Here is a 21,597-nt window from a genome sequence, read left to right as displayed (position 1 = left end):
GACGCGAGGACGGTGGGGGACGGCTGAGGGGGGACAGACGGTGGGTCTCGGCTGCCGACGTATGAGGAAGGGCGTCCCCGGATGTGGTCCGGGAACGCCCTTCCCGCGTGCCTGAAGGCCTCCGAGGGGGCCGAGCCCGCCTCTCTCGAAGGGGGAGAGAGGGGAGAGAGGAGCCGTCGGCCGCCATGGAACGGACGCTGGACTCCCTCGTGCCGCGACGGACACTCTGTGAGGCCTGGGGCCTGTCCGGCGGATCATGCCGAAGACGTGGAATCCGGCACGCCCGTCCGCGGCGTTGTCGTCGGTTGCCGGCTCCCCCGGGCTCCCGGCTCCGCCCGAGCGGGGAGGGGCCCCCTCGCGTCGGCGCCCTCCTCCGCCCTGCGGCCGAACGCACCGGACCCCACTCGCCCCGACCGGACGGACACCGCCGACCGCCTCCGACCCGATCCGCCGGACAGGTCCTAGCCGGCCTTGATGCGGTTGGTGAGTTCGGTGACCTGGTTGTAGATGGAGCGCCGCTCCGCCATCAGATTGCGGATCTTCCGGTCCGCGTGCATCACCGTCGTATGGTCACGGCCGCCGAACAGGGCGCCGATCTTCGGCAGCGACAGGTCGGTCAGCTCACGGCACAGGTACATCGCGATCTGCCGCGCGGTCACCAGCGCGCGTCCGCGCGAGGTGCCGCAGAGGTCCTCGACCGTGAGGCCGAAGTAGTCGGCGGTCGCGCCCATGATGGCCGTCGAGGTGATCTCCGGTGCGGAGTCGTCTCCGCCGGGCATCAGGTCCTTGAGGACGATCTCGGTCAGCCCGAGGTCCACCGGCTGTCGGTTGAGCGAGGCGAAGGCCGTCACCCGGATCAGCGCGCCCTCCAGCTCACGGATGTTCCGCGAGATCCGGGAGGCGATGAACTCCAGTACCTCAGGCGGGGCGTTGAGCTGCTCCTGCACCGCCTTCTTGCGCAGGATCGCGATCCGCGTCTCCAGCTCCGGCGGCTGGACGTCGGTGATCAGGCCCCATTCGAAACGGTTGCGCAGCCGGTCCTCCAGCGTCACCAGCTGCTTGGGCGGCCGGTCACTGGAGAGCACGATCTGCTTGTTGGCGTTGTGCAGTGTGTTGAAGGTGTGGAAGAACTCCTCCTGCGTCGACTCCTTGTCCGCGAGGAACTGGATGTCGTCGACCAGCAGGATGTCCATCTCCCGGTACCGCTTGCGGAAGCTGTCGCCCTTGCCGTCGCGGATGGAGTTGATGAACTCGTTGGTGAACTCCTCCGAGCTCACGTACCGCACCCGGGTACCGGGATAGAGACTGCGCGCGTAGTGCCCGATCGCGTGCAGCAGGTGCGTCTTGCCGAGCCCGGACTCCCCGTAGATGAAGAGAGGGTTGTACGCCTTCGCGGGTGCCTCGGCCACCGCCACCGCCGCCGCGTGCGCGAAGCGGTTGGAGGCGCCGATGACGAACGTGTCGAAGAGGTACTTCGGGTTCAGCCGTGCGGTCGGTTCACCGGGGCCGGTCGCCGGCGCGGGCTGTGCGGCCAACGGGCCGGGGGCACCGCTGGCGGGCAGGTTCGGGCCGACGGGGCCGCCACGATGGACGTGACCCGTGCCGGAGGGAGGCTCCGGCAGCTTGCGCCGGACCGCGTCGCGCTGGTCGTAGTCCTTGCGCTCGTAGTCCTTGCGCCCGTAGTCCTTGCGCCCGTACTCCGCGCGTGATGTCTCGTAGTCGGAGCGCTGCTGGTCGTAGGACGGGCGTTCCATCGGCTGCGGACGGTAGTCCTGTGGGGGCGCGCCACCGTAGCCGTCCTGGGCGCCGTACGTCTCCTGGGACGGTGAGGCGTACGGGTCGCCGTCCGGGAAACCGAGGCGCTGCTGCTGCCAGCTGTATTCGTCCTGTGCCGGGCGAGGCCAGGAGCCGGGCTCCGGGCGCTGGTACTCCGAGGGGTAGGCCGGGCGGGCGGTGGGGAGCTGGTCGCCCGGCGGTCCGGGGCGCTGGTCGGCGCGGCGCCGGCCGTAGCTGTCGTAGCTGTCGTACTGCTCGCGTTCCTGGCGTTCCTGGCGTTCCTGCCTGTCCGGACGGTCCTGTCGGGCGGGCGGGAGCTCGGGTTCCTCGTAGCGTGGCTGAGGGCGGGGGGCGAGCGGGGCCGGAGGCTCTCCCGCGGAGTCGTCGACGGTGATGGCGATACGGATGGGGCGCCCGCACTCGCGGCTCAGACTCTCGCTGACGACCGGTGCCAGACGGCCCTCGAGCACGTTCTTGGCGAACTCGTTCGGCACGGCGAGCAGGGCGGTGTCGGCGACCAGCGCCAGCGGCTGGCAGCGCCGGATCCAGTGTTCGTCCTTCCCCTCCACTTCCTGGCCCCTGCCCTCTCCGAGGAGCTGCTCCAATACGCGTGGCCACACTGCGGCAAGATCGGCAGGTACGTCAGCCACAGGGCACGCTCTCTCACAGGTCCCTCGAACGTGTGGTTCAGGGACGGGTTGGGTTCTCAAGGGGGTGCTGGAGGGACAAAGGAACGAATCGGAGTTCAGCCACGGTAGTCAGGGCGGCCGGTACGGTTCAAGTTGTTGTCCCCAGCCTGTGGACAAGTGTCTCCCGGCGGTGGCTGGTTTGACCGAATGGCGCAGCCGCGCGTACCGTGACGAGGTCGAGTTGTCGATGGCTGCTGCCGCCTGCCTCCGATGGGCACAGATCGCGCAAGATGATCGGTCAGCGGTGCACTCGGGCGTAACGCGAGCTACTCGTGGGCGCACGGTGACAGCCAGGACGGCACGCCGCAATCTACGAACTCTTTCTGGAGCCCCCGAGTGAGCAAGCGCACCTTCCAGCCGAACAACCGTCGTCGCGCCAAGACCCACGGATTCCGGCTGCGTATGCGCACCCGTGCCGGCCGCGCGATTCTCGCGTCCCGCCGTGGCAAGGGTCGCGCCCGTCTGTCCGCCTGATCCTGATCAGGTCATGACGTCGTGCTGCCCACCGAGAACCGGCTGAGGCGGCGCGAGGACTTCGCGACCGCGGTACGACGGGGACGCCGGGCCGGGCGCCAGCGCCTCGTCGTACATCTACGCAGCGGTGTCACGGACCCGCACGCGCCTGGGGAGAACGCTGCCCCGACGCGTGCGGGTTTCGTCGTAAGCAAGGCGGTGGGCGGCGCGGTCGTGCGGAACAAGGTGAAGCGCAGGCTTCGCCACCTGATGCGCGATCGAGTCGCCCTGCTGCCCCCCGGTAGCCTGGTAGTCGTACGAGCGCTGCCCGGAGCGGGCGACGCCGACCATGCACAACTGGCCCAAGACCTGGATGCCGCTCTTCAGCGGTTGCTGGGAGGGGGCACGCGATGAAGTACCCGCTGCTGGTTCTGATCAAGCTCTATCAGTGGACGATCAGTCCTCTGCTCGGGCCTGTATGCAAGTACTACCCGTCGTGTTCCCACTACGGCTACACGGCCATCGACCGGCACGGTGCCATCAAGGGCACAGCACTCACGGCCTGGCGCATCCTGCGGTGCAATCCGTGGTCGTTGGGCGGCGTTGACCATGTCCCGCCGCGCAAGCGCCCGCGGTGGCACGAAATGCTGCGTAACGCCTGGCGTGCACGCAAGGGCGGGCCCGCCTCCGCCGAACCGGCCACCGAAGGATGGACCTCCCCCGTGAGTCCGAGCTCTTCGAGTCCGGCCGCAGAGACTTCGCCCCATGCCCAAGGAGCATGATTAGTGGACACGATTGCCAGCCTCTTCAGCTTCATCACGACACCTGTCTCCTGGGTCATCGTCCAGTTCCACAGCGTGTACGGGGCCATCTTCGGCCCGGACACCGGATGGGCCTGGGGCCTGTCCATCGTGTCCCTGGTGATTCTGATCCGTATCTGCCTGATCCCGCTCTTCGTGAAGCAGATCAAGGCGACGCGCGCGATGCAGACGCTCCAGCCGGAGATGAAGAAGATCCAGGAGCGCTACAAGAACGACAAGCAGCGCCAGTCCGAAGAGATGATGAAGCTGTACAAGGACGCGGGTACCAACCCGCTCTCCTCGTGCCTTCCCATCCTGGCGCAGTCCCCGTTCTTCTTCGCCCTGTACCACGTGCTCAACAGCATCGCGTCCAACGACACCGTCGGCGTGATCAACGAGCGTCTGCTGGAAAGCGCGCAGAAGGCGCACATTTTCGGTGCCCCGCTCGCGGCGAAGTTCACGGACAACGCGGACAAGGTCGAGGCCCTCAACGCCTCCCTGATCGATGTGCGCATCGTCACGGCGCTCATGATCGTGTTGATGTCGCTGTCGCAGTTCTACACGCAGCGCCAGCTGATGACGAAGAATGTCGACACCACGGTGAAGACGCCGTTCATGCAGCAGCAGAAGATGCTGATGTACGTCTTCCCCGTCATCTTCGCCGTCTTCGGTATCAACTTCCCCGTCGGTGTCCTCGTCTACTGGCTGACCACCAACGTGTGGACCATGGGCCAGCAGATGTACGTCATCCACAACAACCCGACGCCGGGTTCCAAGGCGCAGGCCGCGTACCTGGAGCGCTTCTCCAAGACCGTCACCCGGCACGGCAAGACCCGTAACCGCCGTGAGCGTGCCATCGTCAAGGCCATCGTCGCCAAGGGCCGGGACCGTAACGAGTACGAGCGCAAGTTCATCAACGGGTTGAACAAGGCGGGCCTCGCGGCCCAGACCGACGGCGCGGTGATCAAGAGCGACGCCACGGCCGCCGCCCAGGAAGAGGACGGTTCCCCGACCACGGCCCAGGCCGCGAAGCGGCAGCAGCCCAAGCGGCAGAGCAAGTCCCAGCGCCAGGGCGGTGCGGCGAAGGCTGGTGAGTCCACCTCGCTGATCAAGGCCGAGGAACCCAAGGACGACGTCAAGCCCGCCGCTGCCAATAAGGGCAACGCGAAGCCCGGCGGGAGCACCCGCAGCAAGGCCCAGTCCGGACAGCGCAAGGGCCCGCAGCGGCCCAAGTCCCCGTCCAAGAAGTAAGAAGGAGTCCATCCCGTGACGGAAGGCACCACCTCCGCCGCTGCCGAGGGCGTAGACACCCTGACCCGCCTGGAGCAGGAGGGCGAGATCGCAGCGGACTACCTGGAGGGTCTGCTCGATATCGCCGACCTCGACGGTGACATCGACATGGACGTCGAGGCCGACCGTGCCGCTGTCTCGATCATCAGCGACTCATCCGGCCGTGACCTGCAGAAGCTGGTCGGTCGTGACGGTGAGGTACTCGAAGCGCTCCAGGAGCTCACGCGCCTGGCCGTGCACCGCGAGACCGGTGACCGCAGTCGGCTGATGCTCGACATCGCGGGATACCGCGCCAAGAAGCGCGCCGAGCTGTCCGAGCTCGGCGCGAAGGCGGCCGCCGAGGCCAGGAGCAGCGGTGAGCCCGTGAAGCTCGACCCGATGACGCCGTTCGAGCGCAAGGTCGTGCACGACGCGGTCAAGGCCGCCGGCCTGAGCAGTGAGTCCGAGGGCGAGGAGCCGCAGCGCTTCGTTGTCGTGCTTCCCGCCTGAACGGTTCCACGTTCCACCGGCCCCGTCTGTTGCGCAGACGGGGCCGAATTTTGTCAGCCTGATAGTTCTGTGGTGCCGGCCGGTGCGTCGGCACAGTACGGAAGGACGGTCCACCGTGACGGAGGCAGCAGAGCTTCCCCCCGCGCCCGAGCAGGCCCGTGAAGTGTTCGGTGATCGCTTCGCGGACGCGGTCCGTTACGCGGAGCTGCTTGCTGAGGCGGGCGTGCAGCGTGGTCTGATCGGTCCACGGGAGGTGCCCCGGCTGTGGGAGCGGCATCTGTTGAACTGCGCGGTGCTCTCGGAGGTCGTCCCCGAGGGCGTGACGGTGTGCGATGTCGGCTCGGGTGCCGGCCTGCCGGGCATTCCTTTGGCGCTGGCCCGGGAGGATCTCAAGATCACGCTACTGGAACCGCTGCTGCGGCGTACCACCTTCCTGACCGAAGTCGTGGAGCTGCTGGGTCTGGACCATGTGACGGTCGTCCGTGGGCGGGCCGAGGAGGTCATGGGAACGCTGCCTCCGGTGCATGTGGTGACCGCACGGGCCGTGGCGCCGCTCGATCGTCTCGCCACGTGGGGTATTCCCTTGCTGCGGCCCTACGGGGAGATGCTCGCACTCAAGGGCGATGCTGCCGAGGAGGAGTTGAAAAGCGCGACCGCTGCTCTGAACAAGCTCGGTGCAGTAGCGACATCCGTCGTGCACGTGGGTGAGGGCGTGGTGGATCCGATGTCCACGGTCGTGCGGGTCGAGGTCGGGGAAAGCCCCGGAGGTGTGCGCTTCGCGGCGAAGCGCGCGAAGGCCGCCCGCACGGGACGTGTGCGGCGCCGACGCGGATAATGGGTACGCGCGTCCTGTGGCAGGGCGGCTGACTGCCAGGCATACGCTTTGAGAGGTCAGACGTACTCCACACAAGCTGCCGAACCTCTGCGTGCCGGAGTGTCGCGGCAGTGCGGCCCCGACTGCTGTGCATCGTGTTTCACGTGAAACGTCGTTCCCTGCTGCACGGCATCATCAGTCGCGGTCGCGCCGCGGCCGAACCCCGCGACCGTAAGCCTCTCGGTTCACTCGGAGAGGGTCCTGTTCCCGACGAGAGTTCATCCCCCTCGGGGGGCACGGAGTTGTCCACAGTGGTGGATTTCTCCACAGAACGTAAGGCCTCACTGGTTCACGACCCCGAAGACATGGGAGGCTCTGTTCATTGCGAGCCTGAAGTCGAGGAGAGTGAATCCTTGCGGTCCGACGCCAACATCGCGGGACCGATGACCGACCCGGTCCCCGGTCCCCGTACCGAATCGATGGGGGCGGATGTTTCACGTGAAACACCGCCCCCGATGGACGACACTCCCATCGGTCGTGCTGCCCAGTTGGCGGTGGACGCGCTGGGCCGCGCGGGCGAGGGCCTGCCGCGGCCCGAGCAGACACGCCTCATGGTGGTCGCCAACCAGAAGGGTGGCGTCGGCAAGACGACGACGACCGTCAACCTTGCCGCGTCGCTCGCGCTCCATGGTGCTCGGGTCCTGGTGATCGACCTCGACCCTCAGGGCAACGCATCCACAGCCCTGGGAATCGACCACCACGCCGAGGTTCCTTCCATCTACGACGTGTTGGTCGAGAGCAGGCCGCTGGCGGAAGTGGTCCAGCCGGTCCCTGACGTGGAGGGTCTTTTCTGCGCACCTGCCACGATCGATCTTGCCGGTGCGGAGATCGAGCTGGTGTCCCTGGTGGCACGGGAAAGCCGGCTGCAGCGTGCGATCCAGGCCTACGAGCAGCCTCTGGACTACATCCTCGTCGACTGCCCTCCATCGCTCGGCCTGTTGACAGTCAATGCGATGGTGGCGGGTCAGGAGGTCCTGATTCCGATTCAGTGCGAGTACTACGCGCTGGAAGGCCTGGGGCAGCTGCTCCGCAATGTCGATCTGGTGCGGGGGCACCTCAACCCCTCCCTGCATGTATCGACGATCCTGCTCACCATGTACGACGGCCGGACGCGGCTCGCGTCCCAGGTCGCGGATGAGGTGCGCAGTCACTTCGGTGAAGAGGTGCTGCGGACGAGTATTCCCCGCTCCGTACGCATCTCGGAGGCACCGAGCTACGGGCAGACGGTACTGACCTACGATCCTGGATCGAGCGGTGCCCTCTCCTACCTTGAGGCGGCGCGAGAGATTGCCTTGAGGGGCGTAGGCGTCAGCTATGACGCATCGAACGCGCACATTGGCGCACAGCAGAATGATCCGAGCATGGTGGAGGGCGTCCAGTGAGTGAGCGACGGAGAGGGTTGGGCCGTGGTCTCGGCGCACTGATCCCTGCTGCCCCGACAGAGAAGACGGTCGCCCCGGATAGGACGGGAGGCGCCACGTCCGCGTCTCCCGCCGGTTCGCCGGTGGTGTCGAACGAGCGCGGGGTGGCCGCTGCGAAGCTGGCCATGCTGTCCTCTGTTCCACGTGGAACAGAGGGGTCCTCGACGCAGGGCGCAGCGGAGACGCCCATGCCTCCCCTGGGGGCACACTTCGCTGAGATCCCCATCGAGTCCATCAAGCCGAACCCGCGTCAGCCCCGGGCAGTCTTCGACGAGGACGCGCTGGCCGAGCTTGTCACGTCCATCAAGGAGGTCGGCCTCCTCCAGCCCGTCGTCGTACGGCAGGTAGGGCCGGCGCACTACGAGCTCATCATGGGTGAGCGCCGCTGGCGGGCCTGCCGTCTGGCGGGGCTCGAAGCCATCCCGGCGATCGTGCGGGCCACGGAGGATGAGAAGCTCCTTCTGGACGCTCTTCTGGAGAACCTGCACCGGGCCCAGTTGAACCCGCTGGAAGAGGCAGCTGCTTACGACCAGTTGCTCAAGGACTTCCACTGCACCCACGATCAGCTGGCGGACCGCATCGGCCGATCCCGCCCGCAGGTGTCCAACACTCTGCGTTTGCTGAAGCTCTCGCCGAGGGTCCAGAGCCGGGTGGCTGCCGGAGTGCTCTCCGCCGGACATGCGCGGGCCCTGCTCTCCGTCGAGGACTCCGAGGAGCAGGACAGGCTGGCCCATCGGATCGTGGCCGAAGGGCTTTCGGTACGGGCCGTCGAGGAGATCGTCACCCTGATGGGGGCCGGTCCACAGAAGGCACCGCGATCCAAGGGGCCGAGGGCGGGTGCCCTGGTGTCGCCGGCGCTGTCCGATCTGGCCACGCGTCTCTCGGATCGCTTCGAGACACGGGTGAAGGTCGATCTGGGGCAGAAGAAGGGAAAGATCACCGTCGAATTCGCCTCCATGGAGGATCTCGAGCGCATCCTCGGCACGCTCGCTCCCGATGAGGGGCCGGTTCTGCAGAAGAGTCTCGTGGATGACGATGCCGCAGAGGGCGATTCCTGAGACATCGGCTCGGTCAGCCGAACAGAGGCGGGCCATGTCCGGTATATGCCGGATCGTGGTCCGCCTTTTGCTTTTTGCCGGTATCGACGGAATCGCTTCGTGGATACGATGCATTCATATACGGGGCGATCCGCCGGCCGTACCTCTGGATCTCTGAGCGCAAGGCAGGGGCCATGCGAATGATGAGCCGCACTGGACTGGTGAGAACAGGGCTGGCGGTTGCTGTCTTCGGTGGGTTCATCGGCAGCCTGCTCAAAGAGCGGCACGCTCTGAAAACCGTCCGCGAGGCAGCAGACGAAGGAAGCGGGGCACAGGCTTCATGGGGCGTCGGCTCGTACCGCTCACGCTGGACAACCTTCAAGACCTTCCCCAGACCTGTCGCTCGTGTGTCTTCTGGGAGCTCGATCCCGTCAGCGGCGAGGCAGCGGTAAAAACGGGCACGTCGGCGGTCGAGAAGGAGTCGTGGATTTCCGCTGTTCTGCTGGACTGGGGGTCATGCGGAAGAGTCATCTATGTGGATGACGTCCCCGTGGGTTTTGTTCTCTACGCCCCGCCTGCCTATGTGCCGCGCGCCACGGCCTTTCCCACGAGCCCTGTGTCACCCGATGCGGTGCAGTTGATGACCGCGTTCATCGTGCCGGGCTACCAGGGTCAAGGGCTGGGGAGGGTGATGGTGCAGACGGTGGCGAAAGACCTGTTGCGCCGTGGGTTCAAAGCGATCGAAGCCTTCGGCGACGCGCGCTGGAAGGCACCGGCCTGCGTGCTGCCCGCTGATCATCTTCTGGCAGTGGGATTCAAGACGGTCCGTCAGCACCCCGCGCATCCCCGGCTCAGGTTGGAACTGCGGACGACGCTCTCGTGGAAGGACGACGTCGAGATGGCGTTGGACCGCCTGCTCGGAGTCGTACAGAAGGAACCGGCCTTGCGGCCCCTCTGACGGGGATGGTCATGCGAAGGGGCCGACCCTCAGCGGGTCGGCCCCTTCGTGTTTCACGTGAAACATGCGCCGCCGGTGAGGCGGCCGACGATCATTCGGCGATGAAGTCCTCGAGGTCGCGGACGATCGCGGCCTTCGGCTTGGCACCGACGATGGTCTTGGCGACCTCGCCACCCTGGTAGACGTTCAGGGTCGGGATGGACATGACGCCGTACTTGGCGGCCGTACCCGGGTTCTCGTCGATGTTCAGCTTGACGACTTCGATCTTGTCCCCGTACTCCGCGGCAATCGCCTCGAGGGAAGGGGCGATCTGGCGGCACGGACCGCACCAGGCGGCCCAGAAGTCCACCAGCACAGGCTTGTCGTTCTTGAGGACGTCCTCGTCGAAGGAATCGTCCGTCACGTTCTTCAGGGTGCCGGCCACGGCGGGCTCCTTAACTGGTTGATGCGTGGGGCGGGTGGGGGTCAGACAGCGGTCTTCTCGGGCTCGGCCTGCTTCTCGTCGGAGAGAGCGGCCAGGAACCTCTCGGCGTCGAGGGCGGCGGCGCAGCCCGTACCGGCCGCGGTGATCGCCTGGCGGTAGGTGTGGTCGACCACGTCACCGGCGCCGAACACACCGGTGAGGTTCGTACGCGTCGACGGCGCCTCGACCTTCAGGTAGCCCTCGTCGTCCAGCTCCAGCTGACTCTTGAAGAGCTCCGTGCGAGGGTCGTGCCCGATGGCGATGAACAGACCGGTTACCGCCAGATCCGAGAGTTCACCGGTCTTGATGTTCCGCAGCTTCAATCCGGAGAGCTTCTGGTCACCCTGGACCTCGGCGACCTCACTGTCCCAGATGAACGAGATCTTCGGGTCGGCGATGGCGCGCTCCTGCATTGCCTTCGAGGCCCGCAGAGTGTCGCGGCGGTGGACGACCGTGACGGACTTGGCGAACCGGGAGAGGAAGGTGGCCTCCTCCATCGCGGTGTCACCGCCGCCGATGACGGCGATGTCCTGGTCCTTGAAGAAGAAGCCGTCACATGTGGCACACCAGGAGACACCGCGGCCGGAGAGGGCATCCTCGTTCGGCAGACCGAGCTTGCGGTGCTGCGAGCCGGTGGTGACGATGACGGCCTTCGCCTTGTGGACCGTGCCCGCGGTGTCCGTGACAGTCTTGATCTCGCCGGTCAGGTCGACGGAGACCACGTCGTCCGGAACGAGCTCGGCACCAAAGCGCTCTGCCTGGGCGCGCATGTTGTCCATGAGCTCGGGTCCCATGATGCCGTCCTGGAAACCTGGGAAGTTTTCGACATCGGTCGTGTTCATCAGCGCGCCACCGGCGGTGACGGCGCCCTCGAACACCAGAGGCTTCAGCGACGCACGGGCGGTGTAGAGCGCCGCGGTGTAGCCGGCCGGCCCCGAACCGATGATGATCACGTTACGGACGTCGCTCACGGCTTGATTCCTCGTCTCTGGTCTGTGTCATCCGACCGGTGGGAGTTTCTGTCTGAACTCTCACCTCACCCAACGGATCCTATGGGGCACGCATTCCCACTGTGCCCGAGCACACGGGCGCGGTCCGCGGGCGGGCGCGGGAGGCGTACACGGTAGGGGATACCACACAGGGCGCGGGTGAAGCGTCGGCCGTCAGGCGCGCGCGTAGGAGTGCTTCAGCAGAACCTTCGCCGTGGAGGCGGAGGAGGGACGGGAGACACAGGCAGTATCGACGAGGTAGGCGGTCACCCGGGTGTCGTCGGAAGCATCGGGAAGCACCACCAGCAGGACCTCTCGCCCCTCGTAGGTGCCTTCCTCCGTGGCGAGGGCGGCGTCATCGCGGCCGATCCCCTTGCGGATGCATTCCGGAACCGCGGACTTGAGCACCCTGGGGCTGGTGGCCGAACCGGACTCCGACTCCAGGCCGAAGGTCTGCGGGCTGTTGGAGGAGGTGGTCTTCATCCGGCCCTGTGCGAGGAGATCGGAGACCCGCTTCTCCAGCTCTCTCTCGGAGAAGGTGTCCGCGGCGGCCGTCTGCCGACCGTCTCCCGGGTCCTCGTTCTGGGACGACAGGAATACCGTGCCAAGCCCCAGAGCCGCGACGGTGAACACCGTCCCCAGCACCGCGGCCCTGCGCCGTCCACGGTGCATGCGGCCCTTGCGAGCGGGGCCGGTAGTGGAGGACCGAGGGCGCCCAGCGGGGCGGTCCGCCGACGCCGCTGTTTCACGCGATACCGATGTTTCACGTGAAACATGCGTGCGATCGTCATCGGACAGGGCAGGGGAAGCGTCGACCGGTTCCGTGTCGACCGGGTCGGCGATGCCCTGGGGTTCCGGCACTGTGGCGTGGAACAGAGCCTCTGCGGCGAGCGCGGCGTCGATGCGGCTCGCCACCTCGGCCGGCATGCGCGATGGGCCCGGCATCGTGCCGAGCAGCCCTCGGATCTCCTCCAATGAGGTACGGACGTCCGCGCAGAGTTCGCACTCGTCCAGGTGCCGGCGCACAGCGGTGTCACGGGCGGGCGGCAGAATTCCCTCGGTGAGGTCGGAGATCTCCTCGACGTCCGGGTGCTCCGTCATGTCTGTCGTCGAGGTCACGCTCGCCCACCTCCGCCCTTCACTGCCGCTGGGTCACTCGGTCCTGTATCCGGCGGATCCGCTCGACGTGGTCCCGCTGCGGGTGGGACGGATGCCCCCTGCGTCCGGTTCCGTTCCTCACCCCGTTTCCCGCCGTCACCGCTGCCGTGCGGTCGTAGATGATGCAGAAGAGGCAGGAGTCTGGCTCTGCCCCGGGCACAGCGGCTCTTCACCGTGCCGGTGGGCACGTCGAGGATGCGGGCGGCCTCGGCGACCGGGTAACCCTGCATGTCCACGAGAACGAGCGCCGCCCGCTGATCGGGCGGGAGCGTCCCCATTGCTTCGATGAGCTGGCGGTGCAGATCGTTCCGTTCCGCGGGAGCCGAAGCGGACTCGTGGGGCTCCAGCAGCTGCTCCAGGCGTTCCGTGTCGTCGATGGGGGAGGTCTTGCGGGATGCCGCCTTGCGCGCACGGTCCAGGCAGGCGTTCACCGTGATCCGGTGCAGCCATGTCGTGACGGCCGACTGGCCCCGGAAGGTGTGGGCGGCCCGGTAGGCGGAGACAAGGGCGTCCTGAACCGCGTCGGCGGCCTCCTCACGGTCCCCCAGCGTCCGCAGGGCGACCGCCCAGAGACGGCCTCGGTGCCGGCGGACGAGCTCACCGAAGGCTTCGGGATCGCCTTCCACATGACGGGTGAGGAGGTCCTGATCGCTTGTGTCGTGGTGCGCGGTGCCATCCGGCATCGGGACCCCCTCCCCTCGCTCGACGGGACGTCAGCCGGTGAACTTCAGGTCGGTGATGGCCTGCTTGTAGCCGGCGGTGCTGTAGCCGTCGGCGGGCGCGTTCGGTACTGCCGTGATCCACAGCAGCACGTACCGGGACTTCACGGCTTCCGACGCCTTCACGTCCAGGGACCCGGCAGTGGTCGTGCCGGTTCCGATTTCCTTCATGCCGTCGACCCCGGTCGACGGCGTCAGCGAATCCGTGGCGTAGAGATGCACCGCTGTGTGGTCACCGGTGTAGCGGAGTCCTATCGACGCCGACGAGATCTTCTTGGCCGAGCCGAGGTCGTAGACGATGCCCACGCCGGGCTTGTACGGCGCGAGCGTCGGACCCTCGTTGTACTTCTTGGTCCGCCAGTAGGTCTCGCTGTCGTTGTCGTACGTCTTCGCCACGTCCTCCGGGGCCTGGGCCCCGCCCGTCGCAACGTACTCCTGAGCGCCCTGGATCGTGAGCGGCTCGGTCGGCTCGGGCTTGTTGCCGCTCTTGTCGTTCCCGTCCGTCGTCTGCGTCTTGTCGGTGTCGTCCGCGTTGCCGCCCTGGCCGATGAGGGCGTCGGCGAGCTGCCAACTGCCCAGACCTAGGGCGGCGATCAGCAGTGCCGACACAGCCCACTTCAGGGCCTTGCCCGTACGGCTCTGCAGCGGAGGCGGCGGGACGGACACCGGCTGTGTGACACGCGCACCCGGACGGGGTGCCGGACGACCGTAGGAGCCCTGCTGGTAGGTCGTGCGCTGGTAGTCCGGTGGAGTGGTGAACGCGGGCTCCGGCGGGCGAATGCGGGGCATCTCGCCGATCGCCTTCACCAGTTCCTCCGGCGAGGTGCAGGGGGACTCGTGGCGGGACGCGGTGGCCCCGTCGTTGGCCAGGGCGCGCATGGCGAGCTCGGACAGGCCGCGGTGGACACCGGCCCGCACCTGGTCGGGCGGGATCAGACCGATGTCCTTCGGCAGTCCGGACAGACCGTAGGCGTCACTTTCGTACGGCCAGCGCTGAGTGAGCGCCGCGTACAGCAGGGCGCCGATGGACTCGGTGTCCGCGCGCTGCGGGGTGTCGGAGTCGATGCCGCGCAGCGCCGCGTTCACCGCGAGGCCCCGGATGCGCCATTGGCCGGTCGAGGTGCGCAGTACCGCGTTGGGGTTCAGGCGTAGATGGGAGAGTCCCTCGCGGTGGGCCGCGGCCATGGCGGAGGAGATCTGACTGGTCATCTGGTAGGCGTCGTACGCCTCCAGCGGCCCGGCTGCCAGGAGGGCGGTCAACTCGGTGGCGTCGGGAAGCCATTCGTGGACGACGTAGACGACGTCGTCCTCCTCGACGGCGTCCAGGACCTGGACGAAGCGCGGATCGCCCAGCAGGGCGGAGGAACGGGCCGCGGCCAGGACGGAGCGGGCACGCGAGTGATGTGCGGGCAGGATGTGCACGCCGACGGCGCGGCGGAGTTTCTCGTCCACGGCACGCCAACTGCTGAATCCGTCCAGACGGGTGACGCACTCTTCGAGGCGGTAGCGTCTGGCGAGCTTGTGACCGCTGTGCAGTTCGAGCGGCGGCGTCTTCCCGGGACCGTCGGTCCCGGTGTTCTCCTGTGCCGCGTCGCTGTCCGTGTCCTGCTCCCGGTTCTTGGCCACCCCGTCGGCCGTGGACTGGTCCGCCTGCGCGGTCAGCGACTGGTCGCCGCTGTTGTCTGCCACGTCGACGGCAGCTGTGCTCCGTTCCGCCACCGTCGTTCCCTGCCTCCCCATCCATGTACGCGCCGGGCGACGGCCCGTGCGCGCCGTCCGACGCCGAAACCAATTGTGCCCACAGTCCGCTGCTATGCACGACACACAAGGGCTGACGATGGTTGTGCGCCTACCCGCGCTTACCCGCGCCTCAGCGTCCCAGGCGTCCGCGGACCATACCGACCAGCGAGTTGACCTCCACGATGCGCATCCGGCGCGCGGCGACGAAGAAGACACCGAGCAGCACGGCTCCACCGGCCACCAGCGCGGCGAAGGAACCGCCGACGCCCTGACCGAGGGTGTGACCGATCCCGTAGCAGACTGCACCGGCGAGCAGCGCGGCCGGAACCGAGGCGATGCACAGCCGGGCGTACGTCCGCAGGACCCGGGCGCCGTCCAGGTCTCCACCCAGCTTCGTGCGCAGCCGCCGCCAGGCGATACCGACGCCGGTCGCGTAGGCCACGCCGTACGAGGCGGCCATGCCGACCACGGCCCAACGGGCCGGCAGGACGAAGAAGCAGACCGCCGAGGCGGCCGCGTTGACCGCGGCGACGATGACCGTGTTGTAGAAGGGAGTTCGGGTGTCCTCGTAGGCGTAGAAGGCACGCAGGACGACGTACTGCACGGAGTAGGGAATCAGGCCGAGGCCGAAGGCCATCAGCATGTAGCCCATGTTGGTCGCTTCGCTGATGCCCGAGGAGCCGAAGATCAGGGTGCACATCGGGATGCCGAGCGCGATGAAGCCGAAGGCGATCGGCACGATCGCGACGGCCGTGGTACGCAGGCCCTGGGAGATGTCGTCCCGGACGGCGCCGCCGTCGTCCTCTGCCGCGGAGCGGGAGATACGGGGCAGCAGGGCGGCCATCAGGGAGACGGTGATGATGGCCTGCGGCAGGCCCCAGATCAGCTGGGCGTTGGCGTAGGCGGCGAAGCCGGTGCCCTGGACGTCGGAGTCCAGGCCGGCAGCGGTGGACAGCTGGGTCACGACCAGCGCGCCCGCCTGGTTGGCGAGTACGAACAGGATGGTCCACTTGGCGAGCATCGCCGCCTTGCCCAGTCCGTGGCCCTTCCAGTCGAAGCGCAGACGGATGCGGAATCCCGTCTCGCGCAGGTACGGGATCATGGCCAGTGCCTGGACGGCGAGGCCGAGCAGGACACCGAGGCCGAGGAGACGCTGGCCCTCCGGCGGGATGCTCGTGACGGTCATCCGTGAGTCGGCTGCGGTGCCGTAGACGTAGATGAACGTACCGAGGGTCACGATGATGACGATGTTGTTGAGGACCGGGGTCCACATCATCGCGCCGAACCGTCCGCGCGCGTTGAGGATCTGGCCCATCACCACGTGCACGCCCATGAAGAAGATCGAGGGCAGGAAGTAGCGGGTGAAGGTGACGGTGACCTCGTTGGCCCCGGGGTCGGAGGCGACCGGGTTCGACAGCGCCCTCACAAGGAGCGGTGCGGCGAGCCACGCTACGGCGGTCAGCACGGCCAGGGCCGCCATCACGAGGGTGAGCAGCCGGTTGGCGTACGCGACGCCACCGTCGGCGTCGTCCTTCATGGCCCGGACGAGCTGCGGCACGAAGACGGAGTTGAGGCCGCCGCCGACGGTGAGGATGTAGATCATGGTCGGCAGCTGGTACGCGACCTGGAACGAGTCGCCGAGAAGACCCAGACCGAGTGCCGAGACGATCAGTGCGGACCGGATGAAGCCCGTGAGGCGGGACACCATCGTGCCCGCCGCCATCACGGCGCTGGATTTCAGCAGCCCTCCGGCCCGGCCGCCCTTCTTCGAGGGGGCCGCGGGAGCCGGTTCCGGCACGGGAGCCTCGGCGACCGAGGGAGGCGTGGCGCCCGCGTAGTGACCGGGGGCCGCAGAGGCCGGGCCGGGCACGGGAGCGGACTCGTAGGGCTGCATGCCGGCCACCGGCTGGTGCCCGGGGTGCCCACTGCCCTGCTGCCCGGGATACCCCCCGCCGTACGGCCCGGCATGCCCGCCGCCCTGCTGCTGATCGCGGAAGAGGTGGGCGAAGGCGTCCGGCTCGTGGCGCTGGTCACCCGCTTGACCGACCAGGTCGTCCACGCCCACGAACTGCGTCGTGCGCGGGTCGTCCCCGTATGGGAGGTACTGGGACGGACCCTCCGGCTCCGGAGCGGGGGCCTGGGCCCACACCCGGGGGTCGGGCGCGTACGGCGACCGGGGCGGTTGCCCGTACAACGGCTGCTGAGGGGGGTGTGCGCCCGGTGGGGGCGGGGGATGTGCCGCGCGGTCGTACAGGGCCTCGGCGACCGGGTCCTGGGCGGCGATGTCCTGCGCCCGGTAGGGGTCCTGGTCGTAGGCGTCCTGGAGGTACATGTCGGCGGGCGGCTGCGGCGCCTGGTCGTGACCGGGCGGCGGGCCCCCCTGGGGGTCCGACTCGGGATGGCCCGAGTTGCCCGCGGCATGGCCGCGGTCACCGTCGTACGGCGCGTTCATGGTTACCCCACCTCATCGTCCCGGGCCCACCGGCCACGACATCCTCAACGGTCCACTCTCTCACCCGTGCCGGACGGGCCTGCGTTTTCCGGTGCGGTGTCCGGTGCCGGGTCACCCGGCTGCTTGGGGCCGGCCGTCCCAAAGCCGGCTTCCGGCTCCTTCGTCCCCGGGCTGTTCTCCGGCTTCTTGGCAGGACGTTCCGCGGGGGCGTCCGGGTTCTGCGGGTCGTCGTTGCCCTCGTCCTCCGCGCGGTTCTGCTCCCGGGCCTCGCGGGCCGCGGCACGCTTGCGCTGCGTGTACATCCGGAAGCCGGCGAGGACGAGCAGCAGTACGCCGCCGCCGATGACCAGCATCACCGTGGCGGTGATCTCGGTGACCTTGACGTCGAAGGTGACCGGCTCGCCGTATTTCTGGCCGTCCTGCGTGTACAGCTGGGCGATCACCGTCGCGCGGCCGTTGGCGTTGGCGGACGTGGTGAACTTCACTGACTGGCTGTGTCCGCCGGAGACGGCGACCGGCTGTTCCTCGTAGGCGGCCCCGCCGATCTCGAGGCGGGTCGGGTTGGTCGAGGTGAGCCGCAGCGTCAGATTCTCGACGCCCTGCACCAGGTTGTTCTGGACGGTTACGGGGATCGTGGCACTGCGACCGGAGAGCTTCGTCTCCGACTTTTCGATCAGCTTCACCTGGTCGAGGAGTCCGTCGAGGTACGCCTCGACGCCGCTGCGGTAGGTGGCCGCCTCGGCGATCCGGCCGCGCCAGGAGACGGACATCCCGCGGTTCAGGGCCCGACCGAACGGGGTCACGACCCGGGACGGGTCCGAGAGGATCACCTTGAACCTGTCGAGCTTGCCCTGCGTCCTGGCGATCTGCTCGAACGCGGACCGTGGCAGCTCCTGCTTGCGCAGCGAGGAGGGGTACGAGGAGGCCGCGGGGACCTCGGTGGTGGCGGCAGGGTCCGGCTCGGTCTTCGCGGCAGCGGTGAGGTCCTCGGGTTCCGACCAGTTCCCGTCCTGGACGGCCTTCAGGGCCTCGGCCATCGTCTGGGCCTGGCTGACCGTGGGGGTGCGCTGGGGGGCGACGACGACGCTGCGCTGCCGGCTGCTCTGGAGGCTCAGCGTGAGGCTCTGGGCCAGGAACCGCTGCACGGCGAGCGTGGACGTGGAGGCCTTGGTCATGTCGCCCTGGAACAGGGTGGACAGCCGGTCGTCCGCTACGACCGCCGTGGTACCGCCGCCGATGGGGCGGGCGGCCGAGGGCGTGTACGACAGGTCCCCGGTCTCCCGGAAGCTGTCGCTGCGGGCGATCACCTTGTCGGCGCCGGCGGAGGTGGCGACCTTGACGATGGAGGGGTCGACCGCGCCGTTGACGGGCCAGGCGAAGTCCGTGATCGGTTTCACGTGGAGGATCGGCTCCACCGTGTTGACGACGACGTCCGTGGCCTCCTTGAGGTGACTCAGCGAGCCGGTGACCGAGGTGCCGTTGTGGGCGAGGGAGGCCAGATCCGGGTCGCCGAAGGGCAGCGCGACGACCTCCTTGCCCTTCACCGCGCTCTGCACGTCGGCGAGCCACCGCTTGGCGGTGTTCTGATGGCTGCCGGGCGTGGTGGTGTCACCCTCGCCCTGGACCTCGTAGCTCTCGGTCATGGCGTCGACGGATGCCAGCAGATCCGGATCGATCACCCAGGTGACGTCGAGGTCCTTGCCCAGCGCCACCATCCGGTCCAGACGGCCGCCCGGGGAGATCTCCTTGGCCAGGTCGTCGTCACGGAGGACCGGGGTCTGCTGCTCGTTGGAACCTGTCTCCGCCGTCGTGTGGACCGTGGAGATCAGCGGCCACAGAAACGTCGTGCTCGTCTTCGCGTCGGTTTCGTCGGGCTGCCATGGCAGGAGCGTCCGCCGGACGCCGAGGGTCTGTTCCCAGGGCTGCGCGGCGGTCTGCCCGGAGAGGGCCACGGCCACCTGGTAGACGCCGTTCTCCCCGAGGTTCAGCTCGTCCACCGGGACGGAGACGCTGAAGCGTTGCGAGACGCCAGGAGTGAGCTCGGCGTACTTCTGGGCGTATTTGTCGTCGGTCTCCGGGCCGATGGCGCCCTGGACGTCGTCACTGTCCCGGGCGACGCTGTCGATCCTGGAGCGGGTGTTCAGCAGAGGGCCCACCCGCAGACCGACGTGGGCATCAGTGACCGCTTGCTTGCCCTGGTTGGTCACCGTGCCGGACACCGTGACGGTGTCGTCCTCGCCGGGGAGGCTGGGCGTGAGCGAGTTCACGGAGACGGAGACCGAGCCCGCGTCGGTGGCGGACCGCGCGGCGCTCCCCGCGGCGGCGGCCGCGGGTGCCACGGCGGGCATCTGGAGCAGACCCGCCAGCAGGGGTACTCCGGCGAACAGGGTGCCGGTGCGCCGCAGCCAGCGGCGGGCAGGTGAGGGACTCATCCCTTGGAAGTCTGCCGCCTCGGCCACGTGCTCGCCCGTCCCTCGTCGTCAGTGGTCGTCGGATGTGCGTCCACGCATGGTAACGATGCCCCGTGAGGCTGAGTGCCGCGGACCGGTCCGCAAGATCGGGCCGGCCATCGCACTGTCCTGTATGTGGCCGTATAAGGGGAGCGCTCGCCGTGAGCGGAAGGTCCTGCGCGAGGGCTGTGGCAGCCGGCGGAGCAGATCAATGAGGGAGCCTTCGGCCGCCCGGGCCACGTACCCTTTTCTGTTGTGCCGAACGCCAACGAACAAACCAGTGCCCTGAGCCAGGTGCAGGACCGAGCGGTGAACGAACTGCTGCGAGTCGCCCCGGTCGCCGACGACCTCGCCCGACGCTTTCAGGAGGCCGGGTTCTCACTCGCTCTGGTCGGCGGATCGGTCCGGGACGCGCTGCTCGGCCGGCTCGGGAACGACCTTGACTTCACCACCGACGCCCGCCCGCAGGACGTTCTGAAGATCATCCGTCCGTGGGCGGACGCGGTCTGGGAGGTGGGCATCGCCTTCGGCACTGTCGGAGCCCAGAAGGAGGCTCGCGTCGGAGATGCTGATCGAAGTTTTCAGATCGAGGTGACGACCTACCGCTCGGAGGCGTACGACCGTACGTCGCGCAAGCCCGAGGTGGCGTACGGCAACTCCATCGAGGAGGACCTCGTCCGCCGTGATTTCACCGTGAACGCGATGGCTGTCGGGCTGCCCGAGAAGGAGTTCATCGACCCGTACGGCGGTCTGGACGATCTCGCGACAGGCGTGCTGCGCACGCCGGGCACCCCTGAGGCGTCCTTCTCCGACGATCCGCTGCGGATGATGCGGGCCGCGCGTTTTGCCGCTCAGCTCGATTTCGAGGTGGCTCCCGAGGTGGTCGCGGCTCTGCAGGAGATGGCCGGACGCATTGAGATCGTCTCGGCGGAACGGGTACGGGACGAGCTGAACAAGCTGGTTCTGTCCGCTTACCCCCGCAAGGGACTGACTCTGCTCGTCGACACCGGGCTCGCCGACCATGTGCTGCCCGAACTGCCGGCCCTGCGTCTGGAGAGCGATGAGCACCACCGGCACAAGGACGTCTACGAGCACACGCTGATCGTTCTGGAACAGGCGATGGCCCTGGAGGACGACGGCCCCGACCTGACCCTCCGCCTGGCGGCGCTGCTGCACGACATCGGGAAGCCGCGCACGCGCCGTTTCGAGAACGACGGCCGGGTCTCGTTCCACCACCACGAGGTGGTGGGGGCGAAGATGACGAAGAAGCGTCTGACGGCCCTCAAATACTCCAACGAGCTGGTCAAGGACATTTCGCGTCTGGTGGAGCTCCACCTGCGGTTCCACGGTTACGGCATGGGAGAGTGGACGGACTCCGCCGTCCGCCGTTATGTCCGCGACGCGGGGCCGCTCCTGAGCCGGCTCCACAAGCTGACCCGCTCGGACTGCACGACGCGCAACCGTCGCCGGGCAGCAGCCCTCTCGCGTGCGTACGACGGTCTGGAGGAGCGGATCGCCAAGCTTCAGGAACAGGAGGAGCTCGACGCCATCCGTCCGGACCTCGACGGGAACCAGATCATGGAGGCCCTCGGCGTCAGCCCTGGGCCGGCTGTCGGTCAGGCGTACAAGCACCTGCTGGAACTGCGGCTGGAGAATGGTCCGATGGAGTACGGTGCGGCGGTGGCGGCTCTCAAGGAGTGGTGGGCCGGACAGCAAGGCTGAGAACACGGAACGGGGTCATGTTTCACGTGAAACATGACCCCGTTTGCGATACACGGAGGGGGGGGGGTTTTTGGTTAAAAAACCCCCCCCCGGATTTACGCCATAGATTTTTTTTTG

The 21,597-nt window shown here is 67.8% G+C and carries 18 protein-coding genes; 10 read left to right on the top strand and 8 right to left on the bottom strand.

The features are described 5' to 3' along the window. Nucleotides 1–461: 461 nt before the first annotated feature. A complete protein-coding gene (gene dnaA / locus ACFWVE_RS25610) occupies nucleotides 462–2,426 on the bottom strand; it encodes a chromosomal replication initiator protein DnaA (protein WP_384018329.1) in 1,965 nt (654 codons plus the stop codon). A gap of 375 nt (nucleotides 2,427–2,801) precedes the next feature. On the opposite strand from dnaA, the gene rpmH reads away from it, so the two are divergent. The 9 genes from rpmH (at nucleotide 2,802) to ACFWVE_RS25565 (ending at nucleotide 9,787) form a co-directional block, all read left to right on the top strand. Continuing rightward, complete coding sequence (gene rpmH / locus ACFWVE_RS25605) at nucleotides 2,802–2,939, top strand: 50S ribosomal protein L34 (protein WP_003949374.1); 138 nt, start codon at nucleotides 2,802–2,804, stop codon at nucleotides 2,937–2,939. A 21-nt stretch (nucleotides 2,940–2,960) separates the two neighbouring features. Then, entirely contained in the window at nucleotides 2,961–3,332 is a 372-nt protein-coding gene (rnpA, locus tag ACFWVE_RS25600) for a ribonuclease P protein component (protein ID WP_384018326.1), read from the top strand. Next, a complete protein-coding gene (gene yidD / locus ACFWVE_RS25595; RefSeq protein WP_384018323.1) occupies nucleotides 3,329–3,700 on the top strand; it encodes a membrane protein insertion efficiency factor YidD in 372 nt (123 codons plus the stop codon). Before rnpA ends, yidD begins: the two co-directional genes overlap by 4 nt. 3 nt (nucleotides 3,701–3,703) lie before the next feature. Next, nucleotides 3,704–4,969 carry a membrane protein insertase YidC gene (yidC, locus tag ACFWVE_RS25590; protein WP_384018318.1) on the top strand — a complete coding sequence of 422 codons (1,266 nt, stop codon included), beginning with the start codon at nucleotides 3,704–3,706 and terminating at the stop codon, nucleotides 4,967–4,969. Between the two features lie 15 nt (nucleotides 4,970–4,984). Further along, on the top strand, nucleotides 4,985–5,497 hold the full coding sequence (locus ACFWVE_RS25585) for a protein jag (protein WP_384018315.1): 513 nt from the start codon (nucleotides 4,985–4,987) through the stop codon (nucleotides 5,495–5,497). A gap of 115 nt (nucleotides 5,498–5,612) precedes the next feature. Further along, the gene (gene rsmG / locus ACFWVE_RS25580) at nucleotides 5,613–6,332 is read left to right on the top strand and encodes a 16S rRNA (guanine(527)-N(7))-methyltransferase RsmG (RefSeq protein WP_384018312.1); all 720 of its coding nucleotides are present in this window, start codon (nucleotides 5,613–5,615) and stop codon (nucleotides 6,330–6,332) included. Nucleotides 6,333–6,676: 344 nt separating this feature from the next. After that, a complete protein-coding gene (locus ACFWVE_RS25575; RefSeq protein WP_384018364.1) occupies nucleotides 6,677–7,753 on the top strand; it encodes a ParA family protein in 1,077 nt (358 codons plus the stop codon). Further along, nucleotides 7,750–8,850, top strand: coding sequence for a ParB/RepB/Spo0J family partition protein (locus ACFWVE_RS25570; protein ID WP_384018309.1), 1,101 nt, complete (start codon nucleotides 7,750–7,752; stop codon nucleotides 8,848–8,850). The genes ACFWVE_RS25575 and ACFWVE_RS25570 overlap by 4 nt, the downstream gene beginning before the upstream one ends. 319 nt (nucleotides 8,851–9,169) lie before the next feature. Then, complete coding sequence (locus ACFWVE_RS25565; protein WP_384018306.1) at nucleotides 9,170–9,787, top strand: GNAT family N-acetyltransferase; 618 nt, start codon at nucleotides 9,170–9,172, stop codon at nucleotides 9,785–9,787. A gap of 91 nt (nucleotides 9,788–9,878) precedes the next feature. Here the strand turns inward: ACFWVE_RS25565 and trxA are convergent, their stop codons facing one another. The 7 genes from trxA to ACFWVE_RS25530 form a co-directional block, all read right to left on the bottom strand. Beyond that, complete coding sequence (trxA, locus tag ACFWVE_RS25560) at nucleotides 9,879–10,211, bottom strand: thioredoxin (RefSeq protein WP_042163195.1); 333 nt, start codon at nucleotides 10,209–10,211, stop codon at nucleotides 9,879–9,881. A 41-nt stretch (nucleotides 10,212–10,252) separates the two neighbouring features. Beyond that, nucleotides 10,253–11,221, bottom strand: a complete 969-nt coding sequence (gene trxB, locus ACFWVE_RS25555) for a thioredoxin-disulfide reductase (RefSeq protein WP_384018302.1) — start codon at nucleotides 11,219–11,221, stop codon at nucleotides 10,253–10,255. A gap of 192 nt (nucleotides 11,222–11,413) precedes the next feature. After that, entirely contained in the window at nucleotides 11,414–12,358 is a 945-nt protein-coding gene (locus ACFWVE_RS25550; RefSeq protein ID WP_384018299.1) for an anti-sigma factor family protein, read from the bottom strand. Then, nucleotides 12,355–13,080, bottom strand: coding sequence for an RNA polymerase sigma factor SigM (gene sigM / locus ACFWVE_RS25545; protein WP_384018296.1), 726 nt, complete (start codon nucleotides 13,078–13,080; stop codon nucleotides 12,355–12,357). Before sigM ends, ACFWVE_RS25550 begins: the two co-directional genes overlap by 4 nt. Nucleotides 13,081–13,110: 30 nt before the next feature. Beyond that, a complete protein-coding gene (locus tag ACFWVE_RS25540; protein WP_384018293.1) occupies nucleotides 13,111–14,835 on the bottom strand; it encodes a protein kinase family protein in 1,725 nt (574 codons plus the stop codon). A gap of 151 nt (nucleotides 14,836–14,986) precedes the next feature. Next, nucleotides 14,987–17,308 carry a murein biosynthesis integral membrane protein MurJ gene (murJ, locus tag ACFWVE_RS25535; RefSeq protein WP_384018290.1) on the bottom strand — a complete coding sequence of 774 codons (2,322 nt, stop codon included), beginning with the start codon at nucleotides 17,306–17,308 and terminating at the stop codon, nucleotides 14,987–14,989. Between the two features lie 44 nt (nucleotides 17,309–17,352). Next, nucleotides 17,353–19,767 carry a DUF6049 family protein gene (locus ACFWVE_RS25530; protein WP_384018287.1) on the bottom strand — a complete coding sequence of 805 codons (2,415 nt, stop codon included), beginning with the start codon at nucleotides 19,765–19,767 and terminating at the stop codon, nucleotides 17,353–17,355. A gap of 246 nt (nucleotides 19,768–20,013) precedes the next feature. Between ACFWVE_RS25530 and ACFWVE_RS25525 the strand changes: the two genes are divergently transcribed. Continuing rightward, a complete protein-coding gene (locus ACFWVE_RS25525; RefSeq protein ID WP_384018284.1) occupies nucleotides 20,014–21,480 on the top strand; it encodes a CCA tRNA nucleotidyltransferase in 1,467 nt (488 codons plus the stop codon). Nucleotides 21,481–21,597: the final 117 nt, after the last annotated feature.

It is taken from the genome of Streptomyces sp. NPDC058632 (assembly GCF_042717095.1).
GTDB lineage: Bacteria > Actinomycetota > Actinomycetes > Streptomycetales > Streptomycetaceae > Streptomyces.
Note: the sequence above shows the minus strand (reverse complement) of the source record. Positions and strands in the feature narration are given on the sequence as shown.